Origin of the sequence: Enterobacter cloacae complex sp. ECL414, from assembly GCF_021869685.1 — a bacterium.
Classification (GTDB): Bacteria; Pseudomonadota; Gammaproteobacteria; order Enterobacterales; family Enterobacteriaceae; genus Enterobacter; species Enterobacter kobei.
The window spans coordinates 2,476,321-2,493,979 of record NZ_CP091481.1; the positions used below are offsets into that span (position 1 = coordinate 2,476,321).

The 17,659-nt window shown below is 58.5% G+C and carries 16 protein-coding genes; 8 read left to right on the forward strand and 8 right to left on the reverse strand.

Annotated features, from left to right (window positions below; translation table 11 throughout):
- Positions 1 to 20: 20 nt before the first annotated feature.
- From L3068_RS12010 to L3068_RS12035, 6 genes are all read right to left on the reverse strand, one after another.
- The gene (locus L3068_RS12010) at positions 21 to 1,427 is read right to left on the reverse strand and encodes a sucrose-6-phosphate hydrolase (RefSeq protein WP_117581733.1); all 1,407 of its coding nucleotides are present in this window, start codon (positions 1,425 to 1,427) and stop codon (positions 21 to 23) included.
- On the reverse strand, positions 1,427 to 2,797 hold the full coding sequence (locus tag L3068_RS12015) for a sucrose-specific PTS transporter subunit IIBC (protein WP_117581735.1): 1,371 nt from the start codon (positions 2,795 to 2,797) through the stop codon (positions 1,427 to 1,429). The genes L3068_RS12010 and L3068_RS12015 overlap by 1 nt, the downstream gene beginning before the upstream one ends.
- A gap of 67 nt (positions 2,798 to 2,864) precedes the next feature.
- Positions 2,865 to 4,382, reverse strand: a complete 1,518-nt coding sequence (locus L3068_RS12020) for a carbohydrate porin (protein ID WP_045134002.1) — start codon at positions 4,380 to 4,382, stop codon at positions 2,865 to 2,867.
- A 173-nt stretch (positions 4,383 to 4,555) separates the two neighbouring features.
- The gene (gene cscK / locus L3068_RS12025) at positions 4,556 to 5,446 is read right to left on the reverse strand and encodes a fructokinase (protein WP_014883888.1); all 891 of its coding nucleotides are present in this window, start codon (positions 5,444 to 5,446) and stop codon (positions 4,556 to 4,558) included.
- Positions 5,447 to 5,535: 89 nt separating this feature from the next.
- The gene (locus L3068_RS12030; RefSeq protein WP_023330455.1) at positions 5,536 to 6,747 is read right to left on the reverse strand and encodes a diguanylate phosphodiesterase; all 1,212 of its coding nucleotides are present in this window, start codon (positions 6,745 to 6,747) and stop codon (positions 5,536 to 5,538) included.
- Between the two features lie 90 nt (positions 6,748 to 6,837).
- Positions 6,838 to 8,319 carry an alpha/beta hydrolase gene (locus tag L3068_RS12035; protein ID WP_117581736.1) on the reverse strand — a complete coding sequence of 494 codons (1,482 nt, stop codon included), beginning with the start codon at positions 8,317 to 8,319 and terminating at the stop codon, positions 6,838 to 6,840.
- A 266-nt stretch (positions 8,320 to 8,585) separates the two neighbouring features.
- On the opposite strand from L3068_RS12035, the gene L3068_RS12040 reads away from it, so the two are divergent.
- Genes L3068_RS12040 through L3068_RS12070 form a run of 7 tightly spaced genes read left to right on the forward strand, consistent with a single transcriptional unit; the run spans position 8,586 to position 15,419 of the window.
- Positions 8,586 to 9,440, forward strand: coding sequence for a MurR/RpiR family transcriptional regulator (locus L3068_RS12040; RefSeq protein WP_014883891.1), 855 nt, complete (start codon positions 8,586 to 8,588; stop codon positions 9,438 to 9,440).
- Positions 9,441 to 9,452: 12 nt separating this feature from the next.
- A complete protein-coding gene (ddpX, locus tag L3068_RS12045; RefSeq protein WP_014883892.1) occupies positions 9,453 to 10,028 on the forward strand; it encodes a D-alanyl-D-alanine dipeptidase in 576 nt (191 codons plus the stop codon).
- A 15-nt stretch (positions 10,029 to 10,043) separates the two neighbouring features.
- Positions 10,044 to 11,576, forward strand: a complete 1,533-nt coding sequence (locus L3068_RS12050) for an ABC transporter substrate-binding protein (RefSeq protein WP_117581738.1) — start codon at positions 10,044 to 10,046, stop codon at positions 11,574 to 11,576.
- A 22-nt stretch (positions 11,577 to 11,598) separates the two neighbouring features.
- Entirely contained in the window at positions 11,599 to 12,621 is a 1,023-nt protein-coding gene (locus L3068_RS12055; RefSeq protein WP_014883894.1) for an ABC transporter permease, read from the forward strand.
- A complete protein-coding gene (gene ddpC, locus L3068_RS12060; protein ID WP_014883895.1) occupies positions 12,618 to 13,514 on the forward strand; it encodes a D,D-dipeptide ABC transporter permease in 897 nt (298 codons plus the stop codon). Before L3068_RS12055 ends, ddpC begins: the two co-directional genes overlap by 4 nt.
- A complete protein-coding gene (locus L3068_RS12065) occupies positions 13,511 to 14,497 on the forward strand; it encodes an ABC transporter ATP-binding protein (RefSeq protein ID WP_014883896.1) in 987 nt (328 codons plus the stop codon). Before ddpC ends, L3068_RS12065 begins: the two co-directional genes overlap by 4 nt.
- Entirely contained in the window at positions 14,490 to 15,419 is a 930-nt protein-coding gene (locus L3068_RS12070; protein WP_088126724.1) for an oligopeptide/dipeptide ABC transporter ATP-binding protein, read from the forward strand. The genes L3068_RS12065 and L3068_RS12070 overlap by 8 nt, the downstream gene beginning before the upstream one ends.
- On the opposite strand, the gene L3068_RS12075 is transcribed toward L3068_RS12070, so the two are convergent.
- Positions 15,416 to 16,165: an SDR family NAD(P)-dependent oxidoreductase gene (locus L3068_RS12075; RefSeq protein ID WP_023337325.1), complete on the reverse strand. Its 750-nt coding sequence runs from the start codon at positions 16,163 to 16,165 to the stop codon at positions 15,416 to 15,418. The genes L3068_RS12070 and L3068_RS12075 overlap by 4 nt on opposite strands.
- Before the next feature lie 133 nt (positions 16,166 to 16,298).
- Between L3068_RS12075 and L3068_RS12080 the strand changes: the two genes are divergently transcribed.
- Positions 16,299 to 17,204 carry a LysR family transcriptional regulator gene (locus L3068_RS12080; RefSeq protein ID WP_014883899.1) on the forward strand — a complete coding sequence of 302 codons (906 nt, stop codon included), beginning with the start codon at positions 16,299 to 16,301 and terminating at the stop codon, positions 17,202 to 17,204.
- A gap of 23 nt (positions 17,205 to 17,227) precedes the next feature.
- Here the strand turns inward: L3068_RS12080 and L3068_RS12085 are convergent, their stop codons facing one another.
- Positions 17,228 to 17,656 carry an OsmC family protein gene (locus L3068_RS12085; protein ID WP_014883900.1) on the reverse strand — a complete coding sequence of 143 codons (429 nt, stop codon included), beginning with the start codon at positions 17,654 to 17,656 and terminating at the stop codon, positions 17,228 to 17,230.
- Between the last annotated feature and the right edge of the window lie 3 nt (positions 17,657 to 17,659).

Genomic DNA, 17,659 nt, shown 5'->3' on the forward strand with positions numbered 1-17,659 from the left:
AGATCCGGCTGCCAAAACCCTCATTCTATCATGCAGGCGCGCAGCGACCAGTAGCGTAATGTGATATCGGACGCACCTTCGAAGCGCACCCAGGCCGGATGGTCAGGAAAATAGCGGCTGCTCATCACCCCTTCGCCATGATTGATGAAAATTTCAACGCTGGAGCGGTCGCACAGGACGCGTAAATGGTGGACGTCCCCCTGCCAGTAGCGGGTCAACGTCTCACCGGTTTTCAGGCTTGCGCGTTCCAGCCGCACGCCCTGCTCATCAACCGTGAGGCGCAGCGCGCCCGCAAAATCGACGTTCACCTGCGAGGCGCTTAACTCAAACTCCAGTCGCGCGGCATCCAGAACGGGCGCATCGCTGGCACGTCCCTGCCAGTGCTGCTCCTCTTCACGCAGCGCCGCCAGCTCACGCACCGGAGTCTGCCAGAGCTTGCCGTCGCGATACTGCAATTCGCGCGGGCAGGTCATCTGGTGCATCCAGCCGTGCGACCGCGTCGGCTGAAGCATCTCTTCCCCGTCCGGTACACCCATCCAGCCAATCAGAATGCGTCTTCCATCTTCCGCCAGCGTCGTTTGCGGGGCGTAAAACTCAAAGCCCGCGTCAAGCTCGTGCAGCTCGCCGTGCGCAAACGTGCCGCGTTCATAGCTAAACGCCCCACTCATCCAGGCGGCCGGATAGGTGTTGAGATAGCGATACGGCTCGCGCGCCAGCCCCTGCGGACAGCAAATCAACACGTGCGTACCGTCGAGCGCGAACAGGTCCGGGCACTCCCACATATAACCTGCGTCCTTCAGGCCGTTGACCCCGTGACCAGCGATTTCACCGCTGGAAGCCCAGGCATGTAAATCAGCGGATTTAAACAGCAGCACTTTGCCGCGCTTTTGCAGATCCTGCGCGCCCAGCACCATGTACCACAGCCCGTCGTGTTGCCACACTTTCGGGTCACGCACATGACCGGTGTAGCCCTCCGGCAGCGCCAGCACCGGCCCCTGCTTTTTAAAGGTGCCGTCCGGCTGTTCCTCGGCCAGGCACTGCCAGGCGGTACGGCTGCCGTCATCGAACTTCACGTTGCCGGTATAGCACAGCGTCAGCACGCCCTGGTTATCCACGGCGCTACCGGAGTAGCAGCCGTTGCGGTCATACTCTTCGTCGGGCATCAGCGCCAGCGGCTCATGCTGCCAGTGGACCAGGTCCGCAGAACTCCAGTGCCCCCAGCATTTAAAACGATGCTCACAGTCCAGCGGATTCCACTGATAGAACAGATGGTAGCGACCGGCAAACCAGATAAACCCGTTGGGATCGTTCATCAGCCCCGTCACCGGCGCGGCGTGCCATTGCGGATAATGGCTGTCAGCCTGCGCGCGCGGCTGCCCTTTCATAACGGCCTGCAGAATTGCAGGCCAGCGGGAAGGTAACGTCATTATTCAGAGTCCGTTTTATATTTCAGCAGCAGCGAGACGGTAAACGCCACGCCGAAGGCAATCACCATGCCGATAATATAGTTGAGCAGCGAGCTGGCCTGCACGATGGCCATACCCGGAATGGCGGTCAACCCGACGGCAGTCATGTAGACATGCACAGAGACCACCCAGGCGCCCCCCACCGCGCCACCAATCAACGCGGCAATAAACGGCTTAACGAAACGCAGGTTGATACCAAAAATGGCCGCCTCGGTGATGCCCAGCATCGCAGAGAACGCCGACGGTAACGTAATGGCTTTGATTTTGGCATCGTTGGTTTTGAACCACACCGCCAGACAGGCACCGCCCTGCGCCACGTTCGCCATGGCCCAGATCGGCAGCAGGAAGTTCACGCCAATCGACGGGTTGCCCAGCAGCCCCGCTTCAATCGCGTGGAAGCTGTGGTGAATACCGGTGATCACAATCACCGAATACAGTCCGCCAAAAAGCAGCCCGGCCAGCCAGCCCGCGTGGGCGATAAGCGTGCTCAGGATAAAGGAGATACCATCCCCTAAGGCGCGTCCCGTCGGACCAATAATCAGCAAGGCGATAAAGCCAGAGATCACAACGGTGAGGAACGGCGTCAGGATCAGGTCCAGCGCATCCGGAATCACGCGGCGCAGGTTTTTCTCCACGATGCTCATAAACCAGACGGCCAGCAGCACCGGAAATACCGTGCCCTGGTAGCCAATCATCGCGATCTCCAGGCCGAAGAAGTTCATGGTATGGAAACCGGACGCCACGCCCCAGGCGTTAGTCAGCGCCGGGTGCGTCAGGATGCCGCCCAGCGTCGCGCCCAGGTACGGGTTACCGCCAAACTCCCGCGCGGCGGTAAAGCCGATCAGGATCGGCAGAATGATAAACGCCGCCGAACTGCACATGTCCAGCATGATATAGATAGCGTTGTCCGCATTGACCCAGCCGTAGGTTTTCACCATGCCGAGCAGGCCCATCAGCAGGCCGGACGCCACAATAGCAGGAATAATCGGCACAAAGATATTGGAGAGCAGACGCGCAATGCGCTGGAACGGGTTCAGCTTGCGCGCCGCCAGGTCCGCCGCCTCAGACTTGCTGGACTCGCTAATCCCCGCCGCCTGAATAAACGCGGCGTAGACTTTATTCACCACGCCCGTACCGAAAATCACCTGCATCTGCCCGGCGTTACGGAAACAGCCTTTTACGCCGTCGACCTTGCCGATCGCCTGCTGATCGGCCAGCGCGTCATCAACCAGCACCAGACGAAGACGCGTTGCGCAGTGCGCCGCGCTGGCGATATTTTCCTTGCCACCCAGCAGCGGAATAAGCTCGCGGGCGATTTGATTAACATCCATAGATACCTCTGCCTGACTTCTTTTTTATGATGTGCGAAACGCCCCCGCCAGGCGGGAGCGTGATGGGTTAAAACCAGGTTTCCATCTGGACCCCAAAGTTCCATTCCCCGCCGGCGTTGAAACCGCTGCTGCCAAAGGCATCATCGCTGGCGTAATTATCCAGTTTGCTGCTCCAGTCCATCCAGGTGGCGAACAGGCGAAGCTCCGGGCGGCTGAAGAAATCGCCGATTTTGCTCGCTTTTAACGTCGGAGCAAAGGTCAGCTTGTAGAAACTGCCGTTGACGGCGTTTCGGTCTTTATAACCTTCCGGGTTTAAGTCCATGTACTGATAGCTTCCCTCAAACGCCAGCGCGAAATTCTGGGTTACCTCTTTAATCAGGCGGGTGTTGAGCGTGACCCACTCATAGCTGTCGCCTTTGACGTAGCGATCTTTACTGCTCTGCGCCAGGACGGCAGGCGCAATGCTCCAGCCACCGCCAATTGGCGTGACACCGTAACTTGCAAAGCGCCAGGTATCTGCCTCGGACAGCAGTGCGCCATCGGAGCCGATGCTTTTCACTTCCGCCCCCAGCCCGTGACCATACAGCAGCGCGGTTTTGGCCGTCCCCTCCCGCAGGCCGTAGAAGCTCTCATTGTGCAAGCCCACCAGGGCATGAACGCCCGTGTTGGCGGCATCCGTTTTGATGAGATCGCCGTTCGCGTCTTTACGATCGTCATTATCTTTTGCCCGCAGGCCGCTCACCATCAGCTGGAGCGGCCCGGCGAAGTGGTTCATGCTGAGGATATAGTTCTGAACGTTATTGTCGGTTTGCTCCACGCTGCCGAAGTTGCGGCCATAGAGGGAGAAGTTACTGCGCAGCGAATCGTTCCATTTCACGTCGTAGACGCCACCACCGGTACCGGCCAGGAACACCACGTCGGAATCCAGCCAGTGAATATCAAAGTTATCGCGGTCGAAGCGTTTACCTGCCCAGAAGGTACTGCCCTTCAGCGCGCCGGTGAAATCAGGGAGATTGCCCAGCTCCGCAAAGGCCTGACGAATATTGAGATCGCTGGTATCAGCTGACCAGTCGTTATAGGTTCTCTGGCCGTCGGCCAGCATCGCTTTAAAGCGCGTCGTCGCTCCGTTATCCAGGGTCTGTTTGTGCTCCAGGTTCAGCTCAACGTAGGTGTCGGCTTCATTACCCAGACGCCCTACCGCACCACCGGTTTCGCCGGCTGGGGTGAGATACGGACCGCTTTTGCTGCTGGAGGCCGCGTCATTCATCAGCAGGCCGGAACGAGCGTAGCCGTGGAACTCAAACCCGCTGCTTTGATCCGCCTTCTTCTCCAGGGCAGTGGTGCGCTGCGCCACCGCCTGGGTTGTCGACTGCGTCTGCTGCTGCGCGGCAACGAGCTGCTGCGTTTTTTGTTCTGCTTCCGTGGCGCGTTTCTCCGCCCTCTGCGCGCGCGTCTCTGCGTCCTGAAGGCGTTGTTCCATTGCGGCAAGCCGCGCTTCGATACTTGTCATATCCGTTTGGGCAAAAACAGAGGTACTTCCGGCCAGCATGCCTATCATCACGGCAAGTCTGCGTTTTTTATACATTTTGTCGCATCCCTCAAAGAAGTCATTAAACGTGCTAAATTGCTAAACCGGTTTAGGTTGCTGATACTAAACTGGTGAATTTTGGATCGGCAATCTTTTTTGCTAAACCGTTTTAGTAAGTGTGATCGGGGCGACAATTCAGGCCGTCAACCGACGGCCAGTAAAGGGAGAAATTACAGCTCGTGCTGCCAGGGCAAGGCGGTCATCGCCCCTTTCGCGGTGGTGGCTAGCGCGCCGCAGCGCTGGGCTAAGGTGATGGCGGGAACCAGTTCAAGACCGGCGGCCAGCCCGTAGAGCAGACCGGCGACGAAGGCATCCCCCGCGCCGGTGGTATCTACACACTTAACCGGGGTTGCCGGATAGTGGTTCACGGTGCCTTCATGCCAGGCAATAACGCCCTCTTTACCCTGCGTGACGAGCACCCGCCGCGCCGGACAGCGGCGCATGAGTGCAGCCAGACCGGCGTGCACCTGCTCCTCACCGGTTAAAAATGCCAGTTCCTCGACGGAGAGTTTCACCACATCAGCACGTTGCAGCGCCTCTTCAAGGCTGCGTCGAAGTGCGGTTTCATCCGGCCAGAGATCCGGGCGTATATTGGGGTCAAAACTGACGTAACCGCCCGCCTTCCTGATGGCATCCATCGCCTGAAAGGCCGCACTGCGGCTGGGTTCAGCGCTTAGCGCGATGGAGCAGACGTGCAGCCATTCACCCTGGCTGAAGGTAGGCAGATCGGCAGGTTCCAGAAACAGATCGGCGCTCGGGCGCACCATAAAGGTAAACGAACGTTCGCCCTGTTCGTCGAGATCGACCACCACCGTTGAGGTGCGGTGTGCCGGGTCAAGGCGCATCCACTGCACATCGACCCGCTCGTCAGCCAGTGTGTGAGCCATAAAGCGCCCGAAAGGATCGTCTCCAACTCTGCCGATAAACGCGCTACGCCCCCCCAGGCGGGCAATACCGACCGCAACGTTTGCCGGGGCGCCACCCGGACATTGCAGTAATCTCCCTTCTCCATCAGGCAGCAGATCCACCACCGCATCACCCAGTACCCAGATTTTTTCCATGTGAACCTCGAAGCTAAACTATGTTAAACCGTTTTAGCTATTTAAGCACAGGCAGGACGACGGGGAAATAACGCGAGTGGAAAATTGCCTTAACGCACCAGGTGCGGCCAGTGAATATCTCCGACGCCGTTAAGCAGCGGGCGGGCAAACAGGAAGCCCTGGAAGCGGCGGATCCCAGCAGATTCGAGCCAGCACCACTCCTCTATTTTCTCGATACCTTCCGCCACCAGGGTGATTTCGAGATCGGAGCAGCAGCTAATAATCGAGCGTACAATCGCCTGTTTCGGACCGCTCAGGTGAATATCGCTGATAATCTCCCGGTCAATCTTAATTTTATCCGGCTGGAAGCGCGTCAGCAGAGAGAGACCGGCATAGCCGGAACCAAAATCATCAATCGCCATGCCAACCCCCTCACCGCGAAGTTGTTTAATGGCGCTGTTGAACTGATTCAGTCCGGATATCATCTCGTTTTCAGTGATTTCCAGCACCACCTGCTCTGGCTGAAGCCCGTGTTTTTTAATCTCACCGACCAGAAATTCCACTGCGCCAGGGACATTCACCAGCGACATCGGCAACAGGTTGACCGCAATTTTGTGGCTGCCAATCCCCAGCTTTTCCGCCAGCGCAAAGGCATAGGCTTTCGTCTGGAGATCGACCTGATAGAGGGTGTCCGGGTCAAGGGCGCGGAAGAACTGGTCCGGACTGCCGCCGTCATTGCTGCGGATAAGAGCTTCAAGGGAGCTGATCTTGCCTTCCGAAGGCTCAACAATCGGTTGAAGCGCAAATTGACAGGTTTGCGCGGCAATCAGGCCCAGAGACTCGCCAAAGGGTAAGGTTTCGGGTTCGAGCGCCCACTTTGCCGGATCGTAACGTCCACCCGACGGGTTCGGACGCTTATCTGTAATAAACGTCTGAATAAATTTGAATACGCGGTCATCGGAGGCCAGGTAACTGTCGAGTTTGCTGTAACGCAGCACCGATTGCAGCACCTCTTTCGGCGACTGCGTCTGCAGATCGAACAGCAGCATCCCGACGTTTTCGAATCGTCTGCGCGGGCCATAATCCCGCATCAGTTCAACCACTCCGCTGTGCCGCTTGTCATCACGGATTTTATTGAACAGCCTGACCACGCCCTCTTCGGAACCTTCAAGAATTTGCAGAACGTCATCCCCTTTAGAGAGGAGCACACCGGTTATATTCAGCTTCGCGTTACGGCGTCTGGCGCGCTCCACCACCTCCCGGAGTTCGGTTGACGGGTGGGATAAATTCAACTGGCTTCGGTAAATGAGAGTCGTCAGCACAAAACGGGTTCCGATGAGAGAGGTGCCTTGAAGGTATTATTTAACATACTTAATCATTGCGACCTAACATATTCACACAACAGAAGAACGTTACTTTTTCTCATCCCCGATTCGGCTGTTGATCCTCTCCTCCATGTAGCCGTAGAACGGGTTTGAGGTGACCCGCATAAGCGCCTCTTTCCCGACGCTCAACACAGAGGTTTCCCCCCAGAGCGCTATCGTCCCCAGGCTAATGCCGTAGCGGTTTTTTACGTCAGGCTCCCGGCCATAGAGATCGTCATTCGGCGGGAACGGCACCGCAACGTGCGACAGGGAATAGACATCCTGCGGCCAGGACTGCCCAAGCGGCACGACCGTCTCGTGAGTGCTTCCTGCCGGGGTGATTTTCGCTACCGTTGAGAAACTGTGTTCATTCGCATTGGTAATAATCGTGACAGTGTAACGTCGATCGGCAGTAGGCAGCAGCGCTGAGGTGGCCGTCCAGGACGAGGGCTTGAACAGCGGACGGAAGCTCGCCGCCTGGTTGATATCAAATACCACCAGTTCACTGCCGTTTGCCGGAAGCTGGTCAAATAGCCCGCTTACCACCGCGCGGGTGCTGACGGTCGAGTCCATCACCGACTGGAATGCCAGAACCGGCGGCAGCGTTGCCAGCCTGTTTTCCCGCGCCTCCCGGCCAATCTGCTCCTGCAGCGCCTTCGTCAACAGCCACGACTGGCGGGCGGCGTTCACCGGGAACGAGTTGTATTTATACGGGTTATATTCCGGGGAAATATTCAGCCACGCCGCTTTGGCAAACGCCGGGAGCAGCGCCGGTAACCCGGCGAAACCGGCGAATCGTGCGAATGCCGTCACGCCGATCATCGGCGACAGCAGCACCAGCTGCTGCGGCTTACGCAGCGCTGGCGCGTCAAGTGCATCGAGGGCATATTTCATCGCCAGCGCCCCGCCGTTGGAATAGCCCACCAGATGCAGGGGCACATTTTCTCCCGCCAGACGCGTCGCTTCCCGAACGGCAAGGCGCGTCGCCGCCAGCCACATCTCCCAGTCAACGTCCGTCAGCGCGCCAGGCGCGGTGCCGTGTCCGGGCAGGCGCGGAACCACGGCCACAAAGCCGTGGGCCTGATAATTCTGAGCAAGATGTCTGACGCTATAGGGTGAATCCGTCAGTCCATGGAGCAACACCACCGCGCCGCGCGGCTTTCCGGCTGGCATGAGTACAAAAGAGCGGTTGGCATCCGGTGAAAACTGACCCGGCCAGACCAGGCTCTGGCGGTAATAGCGGTTTAGCGGCGTTTGTTCCTCATGCTCTGTTTTTGCCGTCACCGCGGTATTAAGATCGGCGAAAATGGCATTTTCGCGGGCAACATACCCGGCAAAGTCGGCGCCATCGAGCTCGCGTACGGACATCTCATCTGCCCGCCAGGTATGCCAGAGATGCAGTTCAGGCCCCTGCTGCGAGAGATAGACCCGCACTGCCAGCAGGACGACCAGTACGATCCCCACCACCATCGCTATTTTCTTAACAAGCACCATCAGATGCTCGCTGACTCGCCTGGGCCAATTCGCCATGCCGGGATCCCTTTCATGTCTACTGTGTTTCTATCTTATCAAAAATGTGAACGGGCTGACGTATTCACCAAATTCATACGTGCAGATTCTGTCACTGCACCAAAAGTGAACTACGCTGCACAAATGTTGATCATCCGTTAACTAAATATTGCATGAAGTTTACAGCAGAGCAGGCATTCCCTCGCCTGTGTTCCTGGCACGCGTCATGCATTGTTAACGAGGTAACACAAGATCGGCTTTTGACAGCGTGTTAACAGCGAGGCGGTATGACGACAAAACCTGAGATGTTGAGCCGTATCGAAACGATGTTTAGCCAGTTCACGCCCAGCGAAAAACGGGTCGGAAGCTGGTTGCTTGCCCACGCCGCGCAGATACCGTTTGAAACGGCTGAAAGCGTCGGTCAGGCGAGCGGGACGAGCGGGATCACCGTGGGACGCTTCCTGCGCAAGCTGGGCTACCGCAACCTGGAGGATGTCAAAAAGAGCCTGCGCGATCCGTATCAGCCCTGGGGTATGAACGAACGTCTGGACTCCTGGCAACAGCAGCGCCCCCTGCCCAACCGCCTTCAGCACGCCCTGTCGCTGGAAGTGGACGCCATCACGCAGGTGTATCAGCTCGCGCAAACGGACGTCTTCCGCCAGGTCGTACACAACCTGGCCCATGCGGATGCGGTGTTTGTGCTGGGGATCCAGTCCACCCGCGGGATTGCCAACGCCTTCTTCAGCCACCTTGAGTACCTGCGCCCGCGCGTGAGCTATTCGGAGGGGGCATCCGGAAGCTGGGTGGAATCCCTCAACTCGGGGTTTTCGCACCCTTATGTCGTGCTGACCGATACGCGCGCCTACTCCGCGATGGCCCGCCAGTACTGCCGCGTCGCGAGCGAAAAAGGCATTCCGCTGGCCTTAATCACCGACATCTGGTGCCCGTGGGCGCGGGATTATCCGATGGACTTACTGCAGGTGAAAACCGATACCGGTCATTTCTGGGATTCACTTGCCCCCGTGAGCTGTTTGTTCAACCTGCTGCTGTCAGGCGTGGTGGAAGCGTTGGGTGATGCGCTCCCGGCACGTCTGGCGGTAAACCGGCAATTACAACAAGAGTTTGGTCAATTCGAACGCTAAAGGAGCGGAGCTATGCCCGAAGAGAGTGAACTGATTGATGTGGCGAAGACATTTCCCACGCTGCATATCGATCTGAAGTACGCCACTGCCGACAACATCACCGGTCGCCCGATCTACCAGGAGGCGCTGTGCCTGCTGCATACCGACGCCGCCACCGCGCTGGCAAAAGCCATCAGCATTGCCACGCTGGCCGGGCTGAAGCTGGTGGTGTACGACGCCTACCGACCGCAGCAGGCGCAGGCCCAGCTGTGGGATGCCTGCCCGAACCCGGAATATGTGGTCGACGTGGCGATTGGCTCCAATCATAGTCGCGGCACGGCCATCGACGTCACGCTGATGGACGAACACAATACCGTGCTGGATATGGGCGCCGGTTTTGACGAAATGCACGACCGCTCGCATCCGTATCACCCTTCCGTACCGCCGCACGCCCAGCGCAACCGTCTGCTGCTGAATGCCATCATGTTCGGTGGCGGTTTTGTCGGTATCAGCAGCGAATGGTGGCACTTTGAACTGCCGAACGCCGCCAGCTACCCGCTGCTTGATGACCGTTTTGCCTGTTTTCCCCTGACGCACACCCCTCTTTAAACCTGGAGCACTGCCATGAAAACATCGCTTCTCACGACCCTGATCGCCGCCACGCTGGTAATGAACGCTCCGCTGGCGCTGGCTGCCGTCCCGAAAGACATGCTGGTGATTGGTAAAGCCGCCGACCCGCAAACGCTCGACCCTGCCATCACCATTGATAACAACGACTGGACCGTCACCTATCCGTCCTATCAGCGTCTGGTCAAGTACAAGCCAGGCTCTACCGAGGTGGAAGGCGATCTCTCGACAGGCTGGAAAGCGTCCGACGACCAGAAAGAGTGGACCTTTACCCTGGCGGATAACGCGAAATTCTCCGACGGCACGCCGGTCACCGCCGACGCGGTAAAACGCTCTTTTGAGCGCCTGCTGAAGCTCGGCCAGGGGCCGTCTGAAGCTTTCCCGAAAGATCTGAAAATTGATGCGGTAGATGACCATACGGTGAAATTCACCCTTAGCCAGCCGTTTGCTCCCTTCCTTTACACGCTGGCAAATGACGGGGCATCCATCATTAACCCGGCAGTGCTGAAGGAAAATGCCGCGGACGATGCGCGCGGTTTCCTGGCGCAAAACACCGCCGGTTCCGGGCCGTTTATGCTCAAAAGCTGGCAGAAAGGCCAGCAGCTGGTGCTGGTGCCTAACCCACACTGGCAGGGTGAAAAACCGCACTTTAAGCGTGTATCGGTAAAAATTATCGGAGAGAGCGCCTCCCGCCGATTGCAGCTTTCCCGCGGCGATCTGGACATTGCCGACTCCCTGCCGGTCGATCAGCTCTCGGCCCTGAAGCAGGAAGGAAGAGTCGCCGTCGCGGAATACCCGTCCCTGCGCGTGACCTATCTCTACCTCAACAACAGCAAAGCGCCGCTCAATCAGGTGGATTTACGTCGAGCCATTTCATGGGCGACGGACTACCAGGGCATGGTGAAGGGCATTCTGAGCGGCAACGGCAAGCAGATGCGCGGCCCGATCCCGGAAGGCATGTGGGGCTTTGACGCCACGGCAATGCAGTACAGCTATGATGAGGCCAAAGCGAAAGCGGCGCTGGAGAAGGTCAAAGACAAGCCCGCCAGCCTGACCTTCCTTTACTCGGATAACGATCCGAACTGGGAGCCTATCGCCCTCTCAACCCAGGCCAGCCTCGGCAAGATCGGCATTAACGTCAAGCTGGAGAAACTGGCGAACGCCACCATGCGCGACCGCGTCGGTAAAGGCGATTACGACATTGCGATCGGTAACTGGAGCCCGGACTTTGCCGACCCCTATATGTTCATGAACTACTGGTTCGAATCAGACAAAAAAGGGCTGCCGGGCAACCGTTCATTCTATGAAAACAAAGAGGTCGACTCGCTGCTGCAGGCCGCGCTGAAAACCACCGATCAGGCAGAACGCACCAAAGATTACCAGCAGGCGCAAAAAGTGGTGATTGACGAGGCGGCCTACGTTTATCTGTTCCAGAAGAACTATCAGCTGGCGATGAACAAAGAGGTTAAAGGCTTCACCTTTAATCCGATGCTTGAGCAGGTGTTCAACATCGCCACCATGAGTAAATAACGAATTCGCCGGGGGAAAGTGTATGACGTTCTGGAGCATCGTGCGCCAGCGCTGCTGGGGATTACTCCTGGTGGTGGCCGGTGTCTGTATCATTACCTTTATTATTTCACATATGATCCCCGGCGATCCGGCCCGTCTGCTGGCCGGAGACCGTGCCAGCGACGACATCGTGCAAAATATCCGCCAGCAACTGGGGCTGGATCAGCCGCTGTATATCCAGTTTGGTCGCTACGTCGATGCTCTCGCCCATGGCGATCTCGGCACGTCCATTCGTACCGGACGTCCGGTTGCACAAGACCTGAAGGCCTTTTTCCCTGCCACGCTGGAGCTGGCCTTTTGCTCCCTGCTACTGGCGCTGGTCATCGGCGTGCCGTTGGGGATTTTGTCGGCGGTCTATCGCAACCGCTGGCTGGATCATCTGGTGCGATTAATGGCGATGACCGGCATTTCCACACCAGCCTTCTGGCTCGGTCTGGGCGTTATTGTGCTTTTCTACGGGCACCTGCAGATCCTGCCGGGCGGCGGCAGACTGGACGACTGGCTCGATCCGCCGACGCACGTCACCGGGTTTTACCTGCTGGATGCCCTGCTGGAGGGCAACGTCGAGGTCTTTCTCAATGCGCTTCAGCATCTGATTTTACCCTCGCTGACGCTGGCGTTTGTTCACCTGGGCATCGTGGCGCGTCAGGTGCGTTCCGCGATGCTGGAGCAGCTTAGCGAGGACTACATCCGCACGGCGCGCGCCAGCGGCCTGCCTGGCTGGTATATCGTCCTGCGTTACGCTCTGCCCAATGCGATGATCCCGTCGATTACCGTGCTCGGGCTGGCGCTGGGCGATCTGCTGTACGGTGCAGTACTGACCGAAACCGTCTTTGCCTGGCCGGGGATGGGTGCCTGGGTGGTGACGTCCATTCAGGCGCTCGATTTCCCTGCCGTGATGGGCTTCGCTGTCGTCGTCTCTCTGGCCTACGTATTGGTGAATCTGGTGGTCGATCTGCTTTATCTGTGGATTGACCCACGAATTGGGCGCGGAGGTGCCGAATGATGTTAACGCAGGAAACGCCCGTCCCGGTTAAAACTGCCAGACAACGTATCAACTGGGCAAAACTGTTCTGGATGCTGCGTCAAAGCCCACTCACGATAGTTGGCGGCGTGATTATGATTGCGATGCTCCTGGTGATGGTGACCTCACCGTGGATTGTGCCGCATGACCCGAACGCGCTGGATCTGACCGCCCGTCTGCAGGCACCGTCCGCACAACACTGGTTTGGTACCGATGAAGTGGGACGCGATCTGTTCAGCCGCGTCCTGGCAGGCAGCCAGCAGTCGATCGCCGCCGGGCTGGCGGTGGTGGTGATTGCAGGCGGCATTGGCTCGCTGCTGGGCTGTTTGTCCGGCGTACTGGGTGGGCGCGGTGACGCCATCATCATGCGGGTGATGGACATCATGCTCTCTATACCCTCTCTGGTGCTGACCATGGCGCTGGCTGCCGCGCTCGGCCCGAGCCTGTTTAACGCCATGCTGGCGATCGCCATTGTCCGCATTCCGTTTTACGTCCGTCTGGCGCGCGGCCAGACGCTGGTGGTCCGCCAGTTTACCTACGTGCAGGCCGCCCGCACGTTTGGCGCATCGCGCTGGCATTTGATCCGCTGGCATATTCTGCGCAATGCCCTGCCGCCGCTGATTGTGCAGGCTTCGCTGGACATTGGTAGCGCTATTCTGATGGCCGCGACGCTGGGGTTTATTGGCCTGGGTGCACAGCAGCCGACCGCAGAATGGGGGGCGATGGTGGCCGTTGGCCGTAACTACGTTCTCGACCAGTGGTGGTATTGCGCCTTTCCCGGTGCGGCCATTTTGATTACCGCCGTGGGTTTTAACCTGTTCGGTGACGGTATCCGCGACCTGCTGGATCCGAAGTCAGGAGGGAAACAGTCATGACCGAATCGGTATTACGCATTGAAGACCTGCACCTGAGCTTCCCGATTTTTCGCGGTGAGGTCCACGCGCTGAATAACGTCTCGCTGGAGATCAAAAGGGGTGAGATCGTCGGCGTGGTGGGCGAATCGGGATCGGGGAAATCCGTGACCGCAATGCTCGCCATGCGGCTGCTGCCGGAAGGCAGCTACCGGATCCATCAGGGCCAGGTGATGCTACTGGGTGAAAATGTCCTCGCGGCATCTGAGAAACAGCTCCGCCAGTGGCGCGGCGCCAGAGTGGCGATGATTTTTCAGGAGCCGATGACCGCCCTCAATCCGACGCGACAGATTGGCAAACAGATGGTGGAGGTGATCCGCCAGCATCGACCACTTTCCCGGCGGGAGGCGCAACAAAAGGCGATTACCCTGCTGGAAGAGATGCAAATCCCGGACGCGCACCAGGTGATGGCGCGTTATCCGTTCGAACTCTCCGGCGGCATGCGCCAGCGGGTGATGATCGCCCTTGCCTTCTCCTGCGAGCCGGAGCTGATCATTGCCGACGAACCGACCACCGCACTGGACGTTACCGTCCAGCTGCAGGTGCTGCGCTTGCTGAAGCATAAGGCGCGGGCCAGCGGCACCTCTGTGCTGTTTATCAGCCATGATATGGCCGTGGTATCCCAGCTCTGCGACAGAATGTATGTGATGTATGCCGGTAGCGTGATAGAGAGCGGCGCCACGCAAACGCTGATCCATGCCCCAGTTCATCCCTACTCCATTGGCCTGCTGAAGTGTGCGCCGGAGAACGGTCAGCCGCGCGATCTGCTCCCGGCCATCCCCGGCACCGTCCCCAACCTCAGCCAGCTTCCGCAGGGATGCGCATTCCGCGATCGCTGCTTTGCCGCCGGGGCGAAATGCAGCGAAACCCCGCGCTTACACCCCCATGGCGCAGAAGGCCAACAGGCCGCCTGCTGGTATCCGCAACAGGAGAAACCCCATGTCTGATGTGCTGCTGGAACTTGATAGCGTGCACGTAAACTTTGCGGCACGTAAAAACTGGCTGGGCCGCGTCACCGAGCAGGTGCATGCGCTCAACGGACTCGATCTGCAGATCCGCCGGGGAGAAACGCTGGGCATTGTCGGGGAATCCGGCTGCGGTAAAAGCACGCTGGCCCAGCTGCTGATGGGCATGCTTAAGCCCAGCGCCGGGGCATACCAGCGGGTAAACCACGCGGGCGGCATGCAGATGGTGTTTCAGGACCCGCTCTCGTCGCTCGATCCGCGCTTGCCGGTCTGGCGCATCATCACCGAGCCGGTGTTGGTGCAAAAACGCAGCCCCGAACGGGAACGCCGACAGATGGCGGAAAACCTGGCGTTGCAGGTTGGCATTCGTCCGGAATATCTCGACCGGCTACCGCACGCCTTTTCCGGTGGCCAGCGCCAGCGCATCGCCATCGCCCGGGCTCTCTCGTCCGATCCGGACATTATCGTACTCGACGAACCGACCAGCGCGCTGGATATCTCCGTGCAGGCGCAAATCCTCAATCTGCTGGTGACCCTGCAACAGCAGCGTAATCTGACTTATGTGTTAATTTCGCATAACGTCTCGGTGGTCCGACACATGAGTGACCGCGTGGCGGTAATGTACCTCGGGCAGATTGTGGAGCTGGGCAGCGCCGCCCAGGTGCTGGGGGAACCGCGCCATCCTTATACCCGTCTGTTGCTCGATTCGGTTCCCCGCACCGGTGAACCGCTGGATGAAACGCTGGCGTTACGCAAAACGGAGCTTCCCGGAAACCGTCACCTGCCCAAAGGCTGCTTTTTCCGCGACCGTTGCCCGCTGGCCACGCAGGGGTGTGAAGATCCCCAGGCTTTACAGCCCTCTCACGAGGGCCGTCACGTTCGCTGCTGGCGCAACCTGGGTTAGATTTGCGCCATCCCGCCGTCCACAAACAGCTCGGTGGCGTTAATAAAGCTGGCCGCATCGGAGGCCAGGAACGCCACCGCTTTCCCTACTTCACCCGGCGCGCCTAAACGTCCGAGCGGGACCTGCGCGGCCAGCGCATCGTACAGCCCCTGACGGTGTTCTTCCGGCACCAAATCACCGAGACCCGGGGTTTTGATTGGGCCCGGACTCACCACGTTGACGCGGATCCCGCGGCCCTGCAAATCCAGCGCCCAGGAGCGGGCAAAGTTGCGAACGGCGGCCTTACTGGCGCTGTAGACGCTAAAGTTTGCCGTCCCCTTAATGGAGACCGTCGAGCCGGTCAGAATAATCGACGATCCGGCGGATAAGAGCGGCAGCGCCTTCTGCACCGTAAAGAGCACGCCGCGGACATTAGTACCGAAAATACGGTCAAACTGCTCTTCGGTGATCGCGCCCAGCGGCAGCATATCGCCGCCGCCCGCATTGGCGAACAGGATATCCAGACGGCCTTCCTCTTTTGCAATCCGGGCATAAACCTCATCCAGATCGCCTAGTTTAGAGACATCCGCACGAATGCCCACTGCCGTTGAAGCAATTTCAGCCACCGCCGCGTCCAGCTCGGCCTGACGACGTCCGGTGATGTACACCTTCGCCCCCTGAGCCGCCAGCTCCTGCGCCGTGGCAAGACCAATACCGGTGCTGCCGCCGGTTACCAGTGCAATTTTTCCTGAAAGAGTCGTGTTCATGTCATTTACCTTTTGTTGGGTTTGATTTGCGCGCTTTCGCTCGCGTTAAACAAACTTTAGCCCTTGCAGCATTAATGAAAAATGGGCAAAAATGAAAATGACTATTCACATACAGAAATAATCAGAGGGCCTGATGGACCAGTTAATGGCAATGCGTGCCTTTACGCGGGTGGTGGAATCCGGCAGTTTTACGCGCGCGGCGGATTCGCTGAATATGCCGATAGCCACCCTGAGCAAGCTGGTGAAATCTCTCGAAACGCATCTTGAGATCCGCCTCCTGCACCGCACCACCCGTCGGGTCGTCACCACGCCTGAGGGGGCGGAATACTATGAAAAAGCACTCAGGGTGCTGATTGATATCGAAGATATTGACACCTCTTTTCGCGTTTCTCGCGCGACGCCAAAGGGGCATCTGCGCGTCGACATCGGCGGCTCCACCGCCCGCGACGTGCTCATCCCCCTGCTACCAGATTTCATGCAGCGCTACCCGGATATCCGGATCGATCTTGGGGTGGCCGACCGGCCCGTAGACTTAATCAGCGGTAACGTAGACTGTGTTATTCGCGGCGGCCCGCTGAACGACTCAACACTTATTGCCCGACATCTCGGCAATGCCGAAATGGTTACCTGCGCGACGCCGGGTTATCTGAAGAATCATGGCGTCCCGGCCTATCCGCAGGAGCTGCGCAACGGCCACAAATTGATAAGCTATCTCTCTCCGGTCACCGGGCGGGCCTTTCCGTTTCGCTTCAGACAGGATGGCGAGGCGCTGGAAATCAGCATTCCACACTATCTCGGCGTCAATGAAAGCAATGCCCATCTCGCGGCTGCCGCGGCGGGACTTGGGATTGTTCAGACTTTTGAGTATTCGGCAAAGCACTATTTGCAGACGGGAACATTGACGGCAATCCTGAGCGACTGGCGCCCTGCTGCCTATCCGTTTCATGTGGTTTACCCCCAAAACCGGCATTTAACGCACCGCCTGAAGGTATTTATTGCCTGGCTGGCGGAGGTATTCCCCGCCGCGCTGAAGGGATAGCCGGGCGCGAGCCCGGCTGGGGCTTAATTGAGTTTGTAATCGAGCGTGATGTCGGCTTTCAGCAGCTGCGACACCGGGCAGCCTGCTTTCGCTTTCTGAATGATGCCGTCAAACTGCTGAGGCGCGATGCCGGGAACAGTCACCTTGCTTTTCAGCGCAACCTTTGTGATGGCAAAACCGCCGTCGGTTTTATCCAGCGAGACGTCTGCAGTGGTATCAATGGAATCGGCGGTATAGCCCGCCTCGCCCAGCATCAGCGAAAGCGCCATCGAGAAACAGGCGGCGTGTGCTGCGCCAATCAGCTCCTCAGGGTTGGTCCCCTTTTCACCCTCAAAGCGGGTGTTAAAGCCATAAGGCTGCTGATTGAGAACGCCGCTCTCGGTAGAAACCGTTCCTTTCCCGCGTTTAATGTCGCCAGACCAGTGTGCTGAACCGTGCTTATGAATAGTCATTCT